The sequence below is a fragment of the Nonomuraea sp. NPDC050536 genome (genome assembly GCF_044457685.1).
Taxonomy (GTDB): Bacteria; Actinomycetota; Actinomycetes; order Streptosporangiales; family Streptosporangiaceae; genus Nonomuraea.
In genome coordinates, this window is sequence record NZ_JBITHD010000035.1 from 53073 (window position 1) to 68399 (window position 15327).

The window sequence follows — 15327 nt, forward strand, 5'->3', positions numbered from 1 at the left end:
CAGCTTGTCACCCTCAAATCTGACCGACAGCCAGCAGCGCGCCATGGGCGACCTGTTCCGCAAGATCGCTCCCGTGGCCGATGACCTCGGCCACCTCTTCGCCACGCACGGGCACGAGCTGGCCCTGGTCGGCGGCCCCGTGCGCGACATCCTGCTCGGCCGCAGCGGCAACGACCTCGACCTGACCACCGACGCCCGCCCCGAGCGCGTGCTGGAGCTCGTCAGACCTTGGGCCGACTCGGTCTGGACGATCGGGATCGACTTCGGCACGGTCGGGCTGCGCAAGGGCGGGTGGCAGATCGAGATCACCACCTACCGCAGCGAGTCCTACGACCCGAAGTCCCGCAAGCCCGAGGTGATGTACGGCGAGACTCTCGAGGCCGACCTGGAACGGCGCGACTTCGCGGTCAACGCGATGGCGGTGCGGCTGCCCGGCCACGAGTTCGTCGACCCCTTCGGCGGGCTGGCCGACCTGGCGGCCAAGCTGCTGCGCACTCCCGGCACCCCCGAGCAGTCCTTCGGCGACGACCCGCTGCGCATGCTCCGGGCCGCCCGCTTCGCCTCCCAGCTCGGCTTCACGGTCGAGGAGGCCACGGTGCGCGCGATGACCGCGATGGCCGAGCGGATCGAGATCGTCTCGGCCGAGCGCATCCGCGAGGAGCTGGACAAGCTGATCTGCGGCGCCCATCCGCGGGAGGGACTGCGCCTGCTGGTCGAGACCGGTCTGGCCGCCCACGTCCTGCCCGAGCTGCCCAAGCTGCGCCTGGAGATCGACGAGCACCACCGGCACAAGGACGTCTACGAGCACACGCTGACCGTCCTCGACCAGGCCATCGCCCAGGAGGAGGACGGCAAGCCCGACCGGATCCTGCGCTGGGCCGCGCTCCTGCACGACATCGGCAAGCCCAAGACGCGCCGCCACGAGCAGGGCGGCCGGGTGTCCTTCCACCACCACGAGGTCGTCGGCGCGCAGCTGACCAAGAAGCGCATGACCGAGCTCAGGTTCCCCAAGGACGTGGTCAACGACGTGTCCCACCTGGTGGAACTGCACCTGCGCTTCCACGGCTACGGCACGGGGGAGTGGACCGACAGCGCGGTGCGCCGCTACGTGCGCGACGCCGGCCACCTGCTCGACCGGCTGCACAAGCTGACCAGGGCCGACTGCACCACGCGCAACAAGCGCAAGGCGCAGGCGCTCTCGCGCACCTACGACCACCTGGAGGAGCGCATCGCGCGGCTGGCCGAGGAGGAGGAGCTGGCCAAGATCCGCCCTGAGCTCGACGGCAACCAGATCCAGCGCATCCTGGGCGTGGGGCCGGGGCCGGTCGTCGGCAGGGCCTACAAGTTCCTGCTGGAGCTGCGCCTGGACAGCGGCGTGATCGGCGAGGAGGCGGCTAGCGAGGCGCTGCTGAAGTGGGCGGAGGAGAACCTACCGCGAGACGGCGAGTGACCAGCCGGTAGATCAGCGCGCTGACCAGGTAGCCGACCGCGATGATCGCCACCGCCAGGTAGGACTTGCCGTTGGCGGGCAGGATCGCCGCCGACAGGCCCGCGGCCAGCACGTACATGCCGTTGAACAGCATGTCGTAGATGGAGAAGGCGCGGCCCAGGTAGACGTCCTCCACGTCGCGCTGGACCGTGGTGTCGGCGCAGATCTTCACGCTCTGGCCGGCGATGCCCAGCACGAAGCCGGCCACCGGCAGCCCCCACACCTGGAACGGCGTGACCAGCACCCCGGCGAGCACGCCCGCCGCGGCCAGGGCCATCGGCACCCACCGCTCGAGCGTGAAGCGGGCCGTGGCCCACGGGGTCAGGAAGACGGCCAGGAAGTAGCCGACGCCGGAGGTCGCCACCACCACGCCGATCCCCTTCAGCGCCGCTTCCGCGTCGCCGTTGGTGAAGTAGTAGCGGTACAGGATGATGCCCAGCGCCGTGGCCATGCCGTACAGGAACCTGTGCGCGGCCATCGCGCCCATCGTGGCGGCGGCGACCCGGTGCTGCGCCAGGTGCCTGGCGCCTTCGATCAGGCCGACGAGCACGTTGCGGACCTCCTGGCGGGCCTGCGAGCGCTCGGAGTCGTAGGAGGGGCCGAGCAGGGAGCGCTCCATGGTGCGGGCGATGAGCGCGCTCAGCCCGAACACCACGCCCGAGGTGACCAGCAGCAGGGCCACGCCGCCCGGGCCGGCGCCGAAGATCTCGCGCAGCAGGAAGCCCACGCCCACGCCGAGGAAGGTGGCGACAGTGCCGGAGGTGGGGGTGACCGCGTTGGCGGCCAGCAGCCGGTCGGCGGGCACGACGTGCGGCAGCGAGGCGCCCAGCGCCGCCAGGAAGAACCGGTTGACCGCGAGCACGCCCAGCGCGGCCGCGTAGAAGGCGGCGTCGGGGGCTTCCGTGGCTACCAGGGCGGCGGCTCCCAGCAGCAGCACGCCGCGGACGAACGGCGCGATCACCAGGATCTGCCGCCGCGACCACCGGTCGATGAAGACGCCGACGAACGGCCCCAGGATGCTGTACGGCAGGAAGAGCACCGCGAGGCCCGCGGCCACCTGCAGTGCTGTGGTCTGCGTCTCGGGGTTGAAGAAGGCGAATCCGGTCACGCCGAACTGGAAGATCCCATCAGAGAACTGGGATACCAGGCGGGTACCGAAAAGCCGCCGGAAATCCCGACCCCGCAGGACAACGCTTAGATCGGCGACGAATGACACGCTGTCAGAGTAGCCCCGGCGGGTTGGTGCCGCAGAGTGGAATCGAGTCCGAATAGCGCACATGATCACGGTACGCTTCATAGCGTGACGACAGAGGAGCACGTGGTGCTCGTCGACGGCGAGGGAAACGCGATCGGCACCGCACCCAAATCGTCGGTGCACGGCGCAGATACGCCGCGCCACCTGGCGTTTTCCAGCTATGTCTTCGACCAGGACGGCAGGGTGCTGCTGACCAGGCGGGCGGAGCACAAGATCACCTGGCCGGGGGTGTGGACCAACAGCTGCTGCGGCCACCCGCTGCCCGGCGAGCCCCTCGACCATGCCGTCGCCCGCCGCCTGTCCTACGAGCTGGGCCTGGAGGCGGCCCGCGTCGACCTGATGCTGCCGAACTTCGCCTATCGCGCGGTGATGGGCAACGGCGTCGTCGAGCACGAGCTCTGCCCGGTCTACCGCGTCCAGGTCAGCGGGCCCGCGATCCCCAATCCGGACGAGGTGGCCGAGGTCGTGTGGATGCCGTGGAAGGAGTTCACCGAGGGCGTCAGGAACGGCCTGCTGGCCATCTCTCCCTGGTGCCGCGAACAGGTCCCGCACCTGGACGACCTCGGCGCTGATCCGGCCTCCTGGACGCCCGCCCCTTCGGCTGAGCTTCCCGCCGCTGCTCGTCTCTGATGTACGGCGAGGCCGCCGCTCTCGGCCGCCCATCGCACTTCGGCTGATGGCCCGCGAGCGGCGCTTCCGGCGAGTCGGGGCCGGTTGCCCGCCGCCACGGCGCCCGGGATCCACGTGGCTCGGAGCCACGTACCCGCCGTAACGCGAACGGGATCCGCTTCCCGGGGGAGGCGGATCCCGTGCGCCGTGGCGGCGGCTTCGCCGTACGACCTCGAGGTCTTAACGCTCGACCTCTCCGCGGATGAACTTCTCGACGTACTCGCGCGCGTCGTCGTCGGAGTGCTGGACGGGCGGGGACTTCATGAAGTAGCTGGACGCGCTCAGGATCGGGCCGGCGATGCCGCGGTCGAGGGCGATCTTGGCGGCGCGCACGGCGTCGATGATGATGCCGGCCGAGTTGGGCGAGTCCCAGACCTCGAGCTTGTACTCCAGGTTCAGCGGGGTGTCGCCGAAGGAGCGGCCCTCCAGGCGGATGTAGGCCCACTTGCGGTCGTCGAGCCACGGCACGTGGTCGGACGGGCCGATGTGCACGTCGGCCTTGCGCATCTCGTGCGGGATCTGCGAGGTGACCGACTGCGTCTTGGAGATCTTCTTGGACTGGAGGCGCTTGCGCTCCAGCATGTTCATGAAGTCCATGTTGCCGCCGAAGTTGAGCTGGTACGTGCGCAGCAGCTCCACCCCGCGGTCCTCGAACAGCTTGGCCAGCACGCGGTGCGTGATGGTGGCGCCGACCTGGGACTTGATGTCGTCACCCACGATCGGCACACCGGCCTCGGTGAACTTCTCGGCCCACTCGGGGTCGGAGGCGATGAAGACCGGAAGCGCGTTCACGAAGGCGACCTTGGCGTCGATCGCGCACTGCGCGTAGAAGCGGTCGGCCTCCTCGGACCCGACAGGCAGGTAGGAGACCAGCACGTCGACCTGGGCGTCCTTGAGCACCTTGACCACGTCGACCGGGGTCTCGTCGGACTCCTCGACGATCTCCCTGTAGTACTCGCCAAGGCCGTCGAAGGTGTGGCCGCGGTGCACGATCACGCCCGTGGGCGGCACGTCGGCGAACTTGATCGTGTTGTTCTCGCTGGCGAAGATCGCCTCTGAGACGTCATGGCCGACCTTCTTGGCGTCGACGTCGAAGGCGGCGACGATCTCGACGTCGCCGACGTGGTAGTCGCCGAACTTCACGTGCATCAGGCCCGGCACTCGTGTGTCCGGATCGGCGTCCTTGTAGAAATGAACGCCCTGGACCAGCGACGCCGCGCAGTTGCCGACTCCGACAATGGCCACGCGAACCGAACCCATCGCACTCGCTCCTTCACTCATCCGTATTCGTTTCAGGCCTCTCGGAGGCCTGTCTCTCTGTCGCGATCAACTCATTGAGCCAACGCACTTCGCGTTCGACCGATTCCAGACCGTGACGCTGAAGCTCCAATGTGTAACTGTCCAGGCGCTCCCTGGTGCGGGCCAGGGCTGTGCGGACGCTGTCGAGCCGCTCTTCCAGACGGCTGCGGCGGCCCTCGAGGATGCGCAGCCGGACCTCGGCCTCGGTGTGCCGGAAGAAAGCGAAATGGACGCCGAAGCTCTCGTCCTCCCAGGCGGACGGCCCGGCCTGTGTCAGCAGGTCCTGCAGCCGTTCCTTGCCTTCGGCGGTCAGCTTGTAAACGATCTTCGATCGGCCGCCCACGATCGTGGTGGGCGCCGGCTGCTCTTCCACGATAAGCCCCTGCTCCAGCAGGGACCTGAGACAGGGGTAAAGCGATCCGTAGGAGAAGGCGCGGAACATCCCCAGCAGGGCGTTGAGCCGTTTGCGCAGCTCATAGCCGTGAAGCGGCTGCTCGTGCAGCGACCCGAGCACGGCGAGCTCCAGCACTCTGCCCTGTCCAGTTGCCAACGGAACCGCCCCCCTCTCGCGTCGATGTATCGAGCCGATACATCCTGAAGATACGTCACTCCGCTATATGCCCGCAATCAATGAGTTGACCAAGCGTTGGGAGGAATCGGGAAAAAGGCCGTAGTCTGGCGCTCATGTGGTCACAGCGAAGGGTGGTGGATTACGGCCTCGCCAAGCGGGCGGTCGTCCACTCGCTCCACGCCGGGCGAACGTCGCCCGGCGATGTCTGTGACGCACAGCCCTACCTCCTGCGCGCGGCTCGGCACTTCGGGGAACCCACGGATCGCCCCTGCCCCGTATGCGAGAGGGAGAACGTCACCAACGTGACCTATGTCTACGGAGATTCCCTCGGGCGACATGCCGGTCAAGCAAAGGCCGCGTCTGAACTCGTCGAGATGGCTCATGATTACGACGAGTTCCGGGTGTACGTCGTCGAGGTCTGCCAAGGTTGTTCCTGGAACCACCTGACGGTTTCGTTCGTCCTCGGCAACGGGCCGCCGGATCTCCTCGGCCACTCCTGACACCGAGGGCGGCGAGGTGCCTCACGCCCACACCCGCCGTGCTACCGACGACGATGCGAGGACGTGTGAGTTACAGCAACAACGATGGGACGGCCCGGCCTGGACGGCGCCGTCGCTCCACCTCGTCCCGTTCTGTGCCCCCGGGCACGCCCCCGCAAACGGGCGACGCCACCGGGGGCGCGACGCGGTCGCCGCGTCGTCCGGAGGCCGCTTTCGAGCAGACGGGCGCGATGCCCGCCCAGTCGGGAGAGCCGCCGCGCCAGGCCCGCAGCCGGTCCAACCAGGAGACCGTGATCAGCGAGGCGCCGCGCAGGGCACGGGGCCGCGGCCCCGCCGGGCCATCGGGGCCGCAGGGGCCGCAGGGCCCCCGCCGTGGTGGAGACGGGGATGACGACAAGCCGCGCTGGCGCCGCTTCATCCCGAGCTGGAAGATCGTCATGGCCTCGTTCGCGGTGCTCGCGGCGGGCATCTTCGGCATGATCGCCGTGGCCTACGCCAACACGCCGCTGCCGGTCGGGGTCCAGGACCAGGCGACCGCCGAGCAGAGCACGATCTACTACGCCGATGGCAAGACTCCGATCGCCAAGATCGGTACCCCGCGCACGATCGTCCAGGCCAACCAGATGGCCGACAGCATCAAGGACGCCGCGGTCGCCATCGAGAACAAGACCTTCTACACCGACTCCGGCATCTCGATCCCCGGCATGGTCCGCTCGCTCTACATGACCGCCACCGGGCAGCAGTTGCAGGGCGCCTCGACCATCACGCAGCAGATGGCCCGCAACTACTACCAGGGCCTCGACCGGGACGTCTCGATCAAGCGCAAGGTCAAGGAGATCTTCGTCGCGGTCAAGCTGGACAAGAACATGTCCAAAGAGGAAATCCTCAAGAACTACCTGAACACCGTCAACTTCGGGCGCGCCTACGGCATCGAGGCGGCGGCGCAGACCTACTTCGGCGTCAAGGCCATCAAGCTGACCCCGGTTCAGGCGGCCTACCTCGCGGCCCGCATCCAGACGCCCAGCTGGTCCGACGACGCGACCGCGCTGCAGGACCGGTTCAAGACCGTCATCACGAACATGGCCGAGCTCTGGCCGCAGAAGTACGGCCAGCTTCCTGCCACGGCGAAGTTCCCCAAGGTCGAAAAGTCCGGCGCCACCAACGCCTACTCCGGCCTCAAGGGGTACATGATCACCCAGGTGCTCCAGGAGCTGAAGGTCCGCCGCAACCTTTCCCCCGACGAGGTGCGCAAGGGCGGCTTCAAGATCGTCTCTACCTTCGACGAGAACCTCATGAAGGCCGCCAAGACCGCGGTCGAGAGCACGATGGCGGGCATGCCCAAGGAGTTCCACGCCGGGCTGGCGGCCGTGAACCCGAAGAACGGCCGGATCGTGGCCTTCTACGGCGGCAGCAACTACCTCAAGGACCCGTGGAACGAGCCGTTCGACTCCGCCAAGCAGGCCGCGTCGGCGTTCAAGCCGTACGTGCTGGCCGCGTGGCTGCAGGCGGGCTACTCGCTCAAGAGCTACGTGCCCGGCAACCACACCGTGCCGAAGGAGCTGCCCGGTCAGGCGGCGGGAGGCTTCAGGAACAGCCACAACGTCGGCGCTTCCATCGACGTGATCAAGGCCACCGCCCAGTCCGTCAACACCGCCTACGTGTCGATGGCCTTCGATCTGCCCGGCAAGCTGGACGACGTCAAGAAGATCGTGGAGAACGCCGGGTTCGACCAGTCGCGCATGGACACCGACGTCGAGAAGCACTCCTACCAGTTCGCCATCGGCAGCGCCCCGGTCACCGCGGTGGAACAGGCCGCCGGTTACTCGATCTTCGCCAACGCCGGGCGGTACACCATGTACCACGTCGTCAAGGAGGTCAGGCGCGACAAGCAGCTGGTCTACCCCGAGCAGCTCGCCTCCAAGGCGGTGATCAGCCCCGAGGCGGCGGCCGACGCCACCACCGCGATGCAGGAGGTGCTGCGCACCGGCACCGCGCACGGCAAGGGCCTGGGCAACCGGCCGTCCGCCGGCAAGACCGGCACCAACAACGAGGAGAAGGACGCCTGGTTCGTCGGCTACACCCCGCAGCTGTCGGTCGCGGTCGGCATGTACAAGGAGGAGTGCAGGACCGCCAAGGGCAAGCTCGTCGCGCCGAAGTACTCCAACTGCCCGACCACGCCGACGGGCAAGGCGAGCAAGAAGTACAACGTCGACCACCCCTACACCCGGCCCAAGGAGGTCTCGCTCGGCTTCGAGGGTGCCGACAGGCCGACCTCGGCGTGGCGGGCGTTCATGATGGCGGCGCTCGCCAACAAGCCGGTCGAGCAGTTCCCGGACAAGGCCGACCTGGGTGAGCCCAAGAACATCGTGCCCAGCCCGGAACCGAAGCCCACGCCGTCCGACCCCTTCGAGGACCCGTCGCAGGACCCGAACGCCAACTGTGGCCTGGTCACCCCGTGTGACGGCAACAACGACAACGTCACCGACCCCAACAACAACGGCTTCCCCACCGACCAGGGTGACCAGGGCGGGTTCGGCGGCGGAGCCGATCAGCCGAGCATCCCCAACCCCATGGCTTCCAGGCGCGAGGATCAATGAGCTTGGCGACGGGGCAGCGGCCGCCGCTGGTGATGCGGGCCGTGCCGTACCTCCCCCTGGGGCTGTTCGCGGCCCTGGGGGCGGTGCTGGCCTACGTGGTGCGGCTGCCGTGCCGTACCGGCGGGTGGAACGACCAGGTCTCGACGTACCAGAACTTCTGTTACACCGACATCTACCCGCTCTACTTCGACCGGCAGCTGGCCACGCAGGACCCGTACTTCGCGCACGTGCCCTTCGACAAGCAGGTCGAGTACCCGGTCGTGCTGGGCGAGGTCATGCAGGTGCTGGCCAGGATCGCCCGCGCGGTGGTCGGCGGCGGCATCGAGGCGGCCGCGCCGCAGGCCGTCGTCTTCTACGACCTGACCGTGATCGTGCTGGGCATCAGCCTGGTCGCCGGCGTCCTGCTGATGGCCGCGGTGGCCGGGCCGACCAGGCGCTGGGACGCCCTGTGGTACGCGCTGGCGCCCTCGGTGATCCTGGCCGCCTACATCAACTGGGACCTGATCGCCGGGGCGCTGTCCATGGGCATGCTGCTGGCTTGGGCGCGGCGCCGCCAGGTGCTCGCGGGCGTGCTGCTCGGGCTGGCGATCGCCACCAAGTTCTACCCGCTGATGTTCCTCGGCGCGCTGCTCCTGCTCACGCTGCGCACCGCCCGCTGGCGGCCGTTCCTGGTCACGCTGGGAGCCACGGTCGCGGCGTGGCTGGTGGTCAACGTGCCGTTCATGGTGCTGGCCTGGGACGGCTGGCGCCGCTTCTACGTCTTCTCCCAGGAGCGCGGCATCGACTGGGGCTCGCCCTGGCTGTTCTTCCAGAACAAGGGCTGGCCCATCCTGGGCACCGCCGACGTCAGCATGCTGGGCATGGTCTCCCTGGCCGTCCTCTGCCTCGGCATCGCGGTGCTCACGCTCGCCGCGCCGCGCAGGCCGCGCCTGGTCCAGATCTGCTTCCTGGCGCTGGCCGCGTTCATGATGACCAACAAGGTGTGGTCGCCGCAGTTCGTGCTCTGGCTGGTGCCCTTCGCGGTGCTGGCCAGGCCCAACTGGAAGCCGCTCGCGCTGTGGCAGGTCGCCGAGATGTGGTACTTCTTCGCCATCTGGCTCTACCTGCTCTCCCAGCCGCCGGTCGAACGGCCCGACCTGGGCATCGGTGACGACACCTACTTCACCGCGGTCTGGGGACGCATCATCACGATCGCGATCATGATGGCGTTCGTCGTGCGCGACATCCTGCGCCCCGACAACGACGTGGTACGGCAGGCCGGAGTGGACGACCAGGCCGGTGGCGTCTTCGACCGGGCGCCCGACCGGTTCACGCTGCGTGCCGCCCATCAATGATCACGCGCTCGGCGGGGCGTGACGGGCTCCTGCTCTGGTTCGGCTCGCGCGCCGGGCTGCTCGTCGCGACCCTGCTCGGGTCCACCTTCTCGGCCTACCTGGCCTCGTGGAACAAGTGGGATGCCGGGCTGTTCATCACGATCGCCCAGTACGGCTACGCCGGCGACCCGACCAAGGCGCCGGACCCGGGCCTGCCCGCCTTCTTCCCCGGCCTGCCCGCGGCCCTGCGCCTGGTCCACCTGGTGGTGCCCGACTGGGCGGCGTGCGGGCTGATCGTCTCGCTGGCCGCCGGGGCGGTGGCGATGGTCGCGCTGGCCCGGCTGGCCGAGCACGAGGGGGCCTCCGGCTGGCCCGCCGTACTCGGGCTGGTGCTGTTCCCGATGGCGGTCTTCCTGACCGCCGGATACAGCGAGTCGCTGTTCCTGGCCTTCGCCATCCCGGCGTGGCTGGCCGCGCGTCAGGGACGCTGGCCGGTGGCCGCCGCGCTCGCGGCCGGGGCCTCGTGCGTGCGCATCACCGGCCTGTTCCTCGCCATCGCCCTGATCGTGGAACTGGTCGCGCAGCGCAGGCCTCGCCAGGCGCCCTGGCTGGTCGTGCCCTTCCTGCCGCTGCTGGCCTACTCCGCCTACCACCACGCCCGTTCCGGCGACTGGCTGGCATGGAAGCACGCGCAGGAGGCCGGGTGGGGCAGGGACCTGGTGGCGCCGTGGAACTCCTGGCTCACCACCTGGCACTCGGCGATGGGCCACGACGACTTCGCGGTCGCCTTCCGGATGGAGCTCGCCGGGGCGGTGGTGGCGGTGGCCGTGCTGGTGTGGCTGGCCGTACAGCGCAGATGGAGCGAGGTGGTCTACTGCGGGCTGCAGGCGGCGGCGCTGATGACCTCGGCCTACTACCTGTCGATCCCGCGGTCGCTGCTGCTGTGGTTTCCGCTGTGGGTGGCGCTGGCGCGGGTGGCGACCAGGCACACGTGGGTGATCGTCACCTATGCCCTGATCGCCGGGCCGCTGATGGTGGTCAACACGACCAGGTTCTTGTCGGGCGCCTGGGCGGGGTGATCTCTCTACCCACTCTCCGCGCTCGGTAATCCAGGGAAGTTATCCACAGGCTGTGTATTTACCTAGAGATTCTTCCGCAGGAACGCGATGTCGTCAGCCTGGCCCTCGGCCGGCGTCTCCACCACGATCGGCGCGCCGGCCGCCCGGCACACGGCCAGGACGGCCTCCGGGTCGATCCTGCCCTGGCCCAGGTTGGCGTGCCGGTCGGCGCCTGAGTCGAAGTCGTCGCGCGAGTCGTTGCAGTGCACCAGGTCGATGCGGCCGGTGATGGCCTTGACCCGTTCGACCAGGTCGACCAGCTCCTCACCGCCGGCGTGCGCGTGACAGGTGTCCAGGCAGAAACCGACCTCGAAGTCGCCCACCGCCTCCCACAGCCGCGCGATCCGGTCCAGCCTGCGGGCCATCGCGTTGTCGCCGCCCGCGGTGTTCTCGATGAGGACCGGGATGCGGTGCTCCTCCAGGCGCTCGAACACCTTGCGCCAGTTGTCGAAGCCGATCTGGGGATCGTCGCTCTTGTTGAGGTGGCCACCGTGCACGATCAGGCCCTTGGCGCCCAGGTCGGCGGCCGCCGTCAGGTGCTGGGTGAGCAGCTTGCGACTGGGGATCCTGATCCGGTTGTTGGTCGTGGCCACGTTGATGAGGTACGGGGCATGGATGTAGACATCCACCCCTTCGACCGGTTTGGTGGGCAGCTCGGGCCCCTTGTAGCCCTGCGGGTCGCCCAGGAAGAACTGGACGACCTCGGCTCCGATCTCAGCCGCGCGGGCGGCGGGATCGTCCTGGTCGACGTGCGCACCGATGAGGACCATGCGACCGAGACTACCGGGACCGCAGGACGGCGTTCGCCCAACCGGCGACGTCGAATCCCCGTTTGGCGACCTCGCCCGAGGGCAGTCGCAGTGCGCCCCCTGACTCGAGGAGAACGATATGGTCCGATGGCGCGGGCTGATTATCTTGATCTACGTCCTGATCGGCATCTACGTGGCGTGGGTCCACGGCTACATCACCGTGGGGTTCCTCAGGAGCCTGGCTGAGGCGCTGCTCGCGGTCTTCCTCTGGTTCCTGGTCCTGCTCGGCGTGGATCTGCACGTCGGCAAGTGACATAGAAAGGGAAACGGCCCCGGGGTGGGGCCGTTTCTCATGGCAGGAACCCTCCGTGGGCGATGCCGAGCGCCGCGCCGACGAACGAGGCCACGATCCCGATGATGTTCACTGAGCGCTGAGGGGTCGTCACGGAGATGTACTGGGAGAAGAGACCGACCCCGAAGCCCGCCACGCCGACCCACGCGGAGATCCAGTGGAGGTCGGTGAAGAACGTGGTGACGAAGGCCACCAAACCGAGGACCAACGTGGCGACGGACATGATGTTCTCGACCGGGTGCGAGCGACCGTCGCTGTTCAGCGTGAGCTTGAAGCGCCTGCTCTCGGAGGGCTGAATCACGTGTGGCACAGCTGCCACCCCCTTCGTTCTTACATGCGTTCCCACCCGTGGGCGACTGGTAACCTGGTCAGGCTGCGTTGTGATATGCCCGTGGCGCCGAAGAGAGGCGCCGGGTGGAAACGTCAGCGTCCTCCTGTCACGGCAGATCGTCGTGACCGCAAGAGTCCAGAGGAGGTTGGAGTCCCGCATGCGTCGTTACGAAGTAATGGTCATCCTGGACCCTTCGCTCGATGAGCGCACTGTGGCGCCGTCCCTCGACCAGTTCCTCACCGTCGTCCGCAACGACGGCGGCAACGTGGAGAAGGTCGACGTCTGGGGCCGTCGCCGTCTCGCCTACGACATCGACAAGAAGTCGGAAGGCATCTACGCCGTCATCGACCTGTCCGCGGAGCCCGCGACGGTCAAGGAGCTCGACCGGCAGATGAACCTCAACGAGGGCATCCTGCGTACCAAGGTCATCCGCCCCGACGTGCACTAGGCAGGTCGTTGCCCGGCTTTTGTCGGGCGGCAGCCGTACTCTGGGCCGTAACCCAAGCGAAGACGTGCAGGAAGGCGAGCGCTAGCCATGGCAGCAGGCGACACAGTAATCACCATCGTCGGCAATCTCGTCGACGATCCGGAGCTGCGCTTCACCCCCACGGGTCAAGCCGTGGCTCGATTCCGCATCGCGTCCACTCCGCGGTTCATGGATCGCCAGACCAACGAGTGGAAGGACGGCGAAAGCCTCTTCCTGACCTGCAACGTGTGGCGGCAGGCGGCGGAGAACGCCGCCGAGAGCCTCCAGCGCGGCATGCGGGTCATCGTGCAGGGGCGGCTCAAGCAGCGGTCTTACGAGACCAAGGAAGGCGAGAAGCGCACGGTTTACGAGGTCGAGGTCGACGAGGTCGGCCCGTCCCTGCGTAACGCCACCGCCAAGGTCAACCGCACCTCCCGTCAGGGTGGCGGCGGTGGCGGCTTCGGTGGCGGTCCTGCCGACGACCCGTGGGCCTCTGCCTCGCCCGCCCCGCCCCAGGGCGGCGGCTTCGGCGGTGGCGGAGGCGGCGGCGGCGGTTCGCAGGGTGGCGGCGGCGGCTTCGGCGGCGGCGGCGACTTCAGCGACGAACCGCCTTTCTAACCACAAACCCACCCAACCGGTCCATTCCCGCTTGACGGCGGGGCTCTGAAAGGAGCACCACGATGGCAAAGCCGGCACTGCGCAAGCCGAAGAAGAAGGTTTGCCTGTTCTGCCACGACAAGATCTCCTACGTCGACTACAAGGACACGGCGCTGCTGCGGAAGTTCATCTCCGACCGCGGCAAGATCCGTGCGCGCCGGGTGACGGGCAACTGCACCCAGCACCAGCGCGACGTGGCGACCGCGATCAAGAACGCGCGTGAGGTGGCTCTGCTGCCTTACACGAGCACCGCGCGCTAAGGAGGCCTGTCGATATGAAGCTCATCCTCACCAACGAGGTCTCCGGCCTCGGCGCCCCCGGTGACGTCGTCGAGGTCAAGGACGGCTACGGCCGTAACTACCTCATCCCCCGCGGCTTCGCGATGCGCTGGACGCGCGGCGCGGAGAAGCAGATCGAGTCGATCCGCAAGGCTCGTGACGCGCGCGAGATCCGCGACCTGGGCACGGCCAAGGAGGTCGCCGGCCAGCTCGGCGCGCTCAAGGTCCGCCTGAGCACCCGCGCGGGCGAGTCGGGCCGCCTGTTCGGCTCGATCACCACGGGCGACATCGCCGACGCCGTCAAGGCCGCCGGCGGCCCGATCCTCGACCGCCGCCGCATCGAGATCGTCAACCCGATCAAGAGCGTCGGCTCCCACAAGGTCAGCGTCAAGCTGCACCCTGAGGTATCCGCATCTGTTGATGTAGAGGTCGTCGCGGGCTAGCGACCACTGAGAGCCTCTCTCCCCGTCAGGGGAGGGAGGCTTTCTTTTTGTACGGCAAGCCGCGGCACCGGCCGCCCGCCGCACTTCGGCTGAGGGCCCGCGCCCGGCGCTTCCGGCGAGTCGGGGACGCTCGCCCGCCGCTACGGCGCACAGAAACCCGGCGCTGCCGGACAAGAGGAGTCCGGGCCCGGTAAAGCTCCTGGTGGTGGCATATTTCCTAGTTGAGCCCAGTAGAATTTGCTGGTTCTTCCGTAGTTCCCCCCTTGGAGGCTCTGTCATGGCCCGTCCCTCGGTGTTGCTGGCGATTGGCGCGCTGGCGGCGGCGGCCGTAGCGTGCGCGCCCGTCGACAATACGGCGACCACCTCGTCCCCCGCGGCGTCGGCGCCGGCGTCGACCGCGTGCACGAAGGCCCAGCTCAAGCTCGTCAACGCGGGCAAGCTGACCATCGGCACCGACAAGCCCGCCTACGACCCCTGGTTCAAGGACGACGACCCCAGCAACGGCAAGGGGTTCGAGAGCGCGGTGGCCTTCGCCGTGGCGGGCGAGCTCGGCTTCGACCGTACCGAGGTGCAGTGGAACACGGTCAAGTTCGACTCCGCCTTCGCGCCTGGCGCCAAGAACTTCGACTTCGACATCAACCAGGTGTCCATCACGCCCGACCGGGCCAAGGCCGTCGACTTCAGCAAGGGCTACTACACCGTCAAGCAGGCCGTCGTCGCCGTGCAGGGCAGCAAGTACGCCAACGCCAAGAGCCTGGCCGAGCTGAAGGACGCCAAGATCGGCGTCCAGGTCGGCACCACGTCGCTGGACGCCGTCAAGAACGTGATCAAGCCGTCCGCCGAGCCGAACGTCTACAACGAGCAGATCGACACGGTCAACGCGCTGAAGAACAAGCAGGTCGACGCGCTGGTCGTGGACCTGCCCACCGCCTTCTACGTGACCGCCGCCCAGGTGGACAACTCCAAGATCATCGGCCAGTTCAGCTCGACCGGCGGCACGCCCGAGGAGTTCGGCCTGGTCATGGAGAGGGGCACCGCGCTCAAGCCGTGCGTCGACAAGGCCGTCGAGTCGCTGAGGTCCAAGGGTGAGCTGGCCAAGATCGAGCAGCAGTGGCTCGGCTCGGCCGCGGGTGCGCCCGAGCTCTCGTGATGGCCACGGCCTGGGTCAAGAGCGAGCACCAGCTCGAACGCGAACGGATCCGCAGGTCGCGGAGCCGTCGTACGGCGTCGATCGCGACGG

At 68.1% G+C, this 15327-nt stretch carries 17 protein-coding genes; 12 read left to right on the plus strand and 5 right to left on the minus strand.

What is annotated here, in order from left to right; all coding sequences use genetic code 11:
- Positions 1-43 precede the first annotated feature (43 nt).
- The gene (locus ACIBHX_RS49735; protein WP_397075762.1) at positions 44-1450 is read left to right on the plus strand and encodes a CCA tRNA nucleotidyltransferase; all 1407 of its coding nucleotides are present in this window, start codon (positions 44-46) and stop codon (positions 1448-1450) included.
- Here ACIBHX_RS49735 and ACIBHX_RS49740 read toward each other — a convergent pair.
- Entirely contained in the window at positions 1395-2597 is a 1203-nt protein-coding gene (locus ACIBHX_RS49740) for an MFS transporter (RefSeq protein WP_397075712.1), read from the minus strand. The genes ACIBHX_RS49735 and ACIBHX_RS49740 overlap by 56 nt on opposite strands.
- Positions 2598-2789: 192 nt before the next feature.
- On the opposite strand from ACIBHX_RS49740, the gene idi reads away from it, so the two are divergent.
- Positions 2790-3374, plus strand: a complete 585-nt coding sequence (idi, locus tag ACIBHX_RS49745) for an isopentenyl-diphosphate Delta-isomerase (protein ID WP_397075713.1) — start codon at positions 2790-2792, stop codon at positions 3372-3374.
- A gap of 219 nt (positions 3375-3593) precedes the next feature.
- Here the strand turns inward: idi and ACIBHX_RS49750 are convergent, their stop codons facing one another.
- The gene (locus tag ACIBHX_RS49750) at positions 3594-4673 is read right to left on the minus strand and encodes an inositol-3-phosphate synthase (RefSeq protein ID WP_397075715.1); all 1080 of its coding nucleotides are present in this window, start codon (positions 4671-4673) and stop codon (positions 3594-3596) included.
- A 13-nt stretch (positions 4674-4686) separates the two neighbouring features.
- A complete protein-coding gene (locus tag ACIBHX_RS49755) occupies positions 4687-5262 on the minus strand; it encodes a helix-turn-helix transcriptional regulator (protein WP_397075717.1) in 576 nt (191 codons plus the stop codon).
- Positions 5263-5396: 134 nt separating this feature from the next.
- Here ACIBHX_RS49755 and ACIBHX_RS49760 point away from each other — a divergent pair, with 134 nt between their 5' ends.
- From ACIBHX_RS49760 to ACIBHX_RS49775, 4 genes are all read left to right on the plus strand, one after another.
- A complete protein-coding gene (locus ACIBHX_RS49760; protein WP_397075719.1) occupies positions 5397-5783 on the plus strand; it encodes a DUF5318 family protein in 387 nt (128 codons plus the stop codon).
- A gap of 230 nt (positions 5784-6013) precedes the next feature.
- Positions 6014-8380 carry a transglycosylase domain-containing protein gene (locus tag ACIBHX_RS49765; protein ID WP_397075721.1) on the plus strand — a complete coding sequence of 789 codons (2367 nt, stop codon included), beginning with the start codon at positions 6014-6016 and terminating at the stop codon, positions 8378-8380.
- Complete coding sequence (locus ACIBHX_RS49770; protein WP_397075722.1) at positions 8377-9714, plus strand: glycosyltransferase family 87 protein; 1338 nt, start codon at positions 8377-8379, stop codon at positions 9712-9714. Before ACIBHX_RS49765 ends, ACIBHX_RS49770 begins: the two co-directional genes overlap by 4 nt.
- Complete coding sequence (locus tag ACIBHX_RS49775) at positions 9711-10772, plus strand: mannosyltransferase family protein (protein ID WP_397075724.1); 1062 nt, start codon at positions 9711-9713, stop codon at positions 10770-10772. The genes ACIBHX_RS49770 and ACIBHX_RS49775 overlap by 4 nt, the downstream gene beginning before the upstream one ends.
- A 62-nt stretch (positions 10773-10834) precedes the next feature.
- Here the strand turns inward: ACIBHX_RS49775 and ACIBHX_RS49780 are convergent, their stop codons facing one another.
- Entirely contained in the window at positions 10835-11581 is a 747-nt protein-coding gene (locus tag ACIBHX_RS49780; RefSeq protein ID WP_397075725.1) for a deoxyribonuclease IV, read from the minus strand.
- Between the two features lie 118 nt (positions 11582-11699).
- Between ACIBHX_RS49780 and ACIBHX_RS49785 the strand changes: the two genes are divergently transcribed.
- On the plus strand, positions 11700-11873 hold the full coding sequence (locus ACIBHX_RS49785) for a hypothetical protein (RefSeq protein WP_397075727.1): 174 nt from the start codon (positions 11700-11702) through the stop codon (positions 11871-11873).
- Between the two features lie 37 nt (positions 11874-11910).
- Here the strand turns inward: ACIBHX_RS49785 and ACIBHX_RS49790 are convergent, their stop codons facing one another.
- The gene (locus ACIBHX_RS49790) at positions 11911-12222 is read right to left on the minus strand and encodes a hypothetical protein (protein WP_397075728.1); all 312 of its coding nucleotides are present in this window, start codon (positions 12220-12222) and stop codon (positions 11911-11913) included.
- Between the two features lie 178 nt (positions 12223-12400).
- Between ACIBHX_RS49790 and rpsF the strand changes: the two genes are divergently transcribed.
- The 5 genes from rpsF to ACIBHX_RS49815 all read left to right on the plus strand — a co-directional run bounded on the left by rpsF (position 12401) and on the right by ACIBHX_RS49815 (position 15237).
- Complete coding sequence (gene rpsF / locus ACIBHX_RS49795) at positions 12401-12691, plus strand: 30S ribosomal protein S6 (protein WP_214319051.1); 291 nt, start codon at positions 12401-12403, stop codon at positions 12689-12691.
- An 87-nt stretch (positions 12692-12778) separates the two neighbouring features.
- Complete coding sequence (locus ACIBHX_RS49800) at positions 12779-13327, plus strand: single-stranded DNA-binding protein (RefSeq protein WP_397075730.1); 549 nt, start codon at positions 12779-12781, stop codon at positions 13325-13327.
- 62 nt (positions 13328-13389) lie between these two features.
- Positions 13390-13626, plus strand: coding sequence for a 30S ribosomal protein S18 (rpsR, locus tag ACIBHX_RS49805; RefSeq protein WP_020543048.1), 237 nt, complete (start codon positions 13390-13392; stop codon positions 13624-13626).
- Positions 13627-13640: 14 nt separating this feature from the next.
- Complete coding sequence (gene rplI / locus ACIBHX_RS49810) at positions 13641-14087, plus strand: 50S ribosomal protein L9 (RefSeq protein WP_397075732.1); 447 nt, start codon at positions 13641-13643, stop codon at positions 14085-14087.
- Positions 14088-14364: 277 nt separating this feature from the next.
- On the plus strand, positions 14365-15237 hold the full coding sequence (locus tag ACIBHX_RS49815) for an ABC transporter substrate-binding protein (RefSeq protein ID WP_397075733.1): 873 nt from the start codon (positions 14365-14367) through the stop codon (positions 15235-15237).
- The last annotated feature ends 90 nt before the right edge of the window (positions 15238-15327 follow it).